This window comes from Paenibacillus sp. Y660, assembly GCF_057221575.1.
In genome coordinates this window covers 1-1,327 of sequence record NZ_JBXBBJ010000071.1, presented here as the reverse complement: position 1 = coordinate 1,327, position 1,327 = coordinate 1, and the positions used below count along the sequence as shown (strand labels likewise).

2 protein-coding genes are annotated in these 1,327 nt (G+C 41.7%); one reads left to right on the top strand and one right to left on the bottom strand.

Going from position 1 to position 1,327, the window contains the following annotated elements:
* Nucleotides 1-288 (bottom strand): hypothetical protein (locus tag AC2TDN_RS26450; RefSeq protein WP_484690725.1); only part of this gene is annotated, 288 nt, incomplete at its 3' end.
* 356 nt (nucleotides 289-644) lie between these two features.
* Here AC2TDN_RS26450 and AC2TDN_RS26445 point away from each other — a divergent pair.
* The gene (locus AC2TDN_RS26445) at nucleotides 645-1,001 is read left to right on the top strand and encodes a hypothetical protein (RefSeq protein WP_482066045.1); all 357 of its coding nucleotides are present in this window, start codon (nucleotides 645-647) and stop codon (nucleotides 999-1,001) included.
* Nucleotides 1,002-1,327 lie beyond the last annotated feature (326 nt).

Below are 1,327 nucleotides of genomic sequence, written 5' to 3'. Positions count from 1 at the left end.
TTTACATAAATACCATCGGTCCATCGCTACCCAGAGGCGGCAAGTGACCGACTCACGCAGCATGAGCAGCATTTGTCTGGCTAAATCAAACTTGGTTAAGCCGACCTCATCGTCAGGCACTTTATGCCAAGCGCGGTAGAACAACGGATATTCTAGTCCATTTTGGAGCACCGCCTGCAGGACAACGAGGTTCATACACCAGCTGTATGTTTTCGATGAAGAGTCCATGAGCCAGCACAGAAACGGTAGTTTCTTTGCATAGGGATGAGCGCTATGCGTAACATCCATGACGGTGCACCGCTTCGTTTGAATATCCCGGATTGTGTCAAGAGCAATGAAAAGTCGAACTTTTCCCAAAGCGATCGCAAGATTGGCGCTCCCGCGCATTCGCCTTGTGAAAGCTTACGAAATCGTGGATTTTCAAGGGTTTGTTTCACTGAAATCACCTAATATCTTGAGAGATATACCCGTTAGAAAAGGTATTCTTCGCGATTATTGGTGTTATTCCCAAAAGTCAAGGGGTTTTCAGGCTTTTAGCTTACATTTCTAATTTCCATCGCTTGGAATGAACTGCATAAGTCATGCTCAAACTCGAATGCTGGCCAGCGTTCTATAAAAAATTATTTATTGGAGGTTAATCAATAATGAAAAAAGGTATTATTGCAGCAATTTTATCTTTATTCGTGTTAGCAGCACTACCGATGAGTGCATTTGCATATGGAGCGGAAGTTCATAGAACAAATAATGATTGGGGAGCATATAAAGCCTCTCAAACTACGTTCCAAATGCCAGACTCCTGGAATATTAAATCTGGTACTTATCCAACTGTTTTTTGGACAATCGAAACGGGAGGCGGTACATCTAATAAACATTTCAATCTCGATTTTGGTTTACAGTATGATGTAAACAATAATGGTTGGAGATTTCAGTTCTTTGGCAATACAAACAACCGGATATGTTGCAAGCATGCAGCTTTGCAGAAATGGAGCAAATTTTTATGAAGGCTAAGCGGAAGTCGATCCTTCGAAAAACGCAGCTATCCATTGCGCTCATCGAAGAGGCAAAGGATGAATATATATTTATTTGCCTATATGAATCATAATCGTGGAGATGTTTGTTTGGGTCTTGTATCCATTTGATGATGAGGACCAGGAAAAGCTTACACCAGGCATTATAAGCAAAAAATAACAAGGGGCTATCCCGATACACTGGTACCCATAGAATGGACACTTTGAAAAAAGGTGTTCAGGCTATGGGTACCTTTTTGTATACTGTAGTAAGCATCGGAGGGCGATTATATGAGCAAGAAGCGGTTTACCGAGAAGGA

What these genes read in the sequence shown, in the direction of transcription:
- AC2TDN_RS26445 (WP_482066045.1), top strand. Translation starts at nt 645, where the DNA reads ATGAAAAAAGGTATTATTGCAGCAATTTTATCTTTATTCGTGTTAGCA.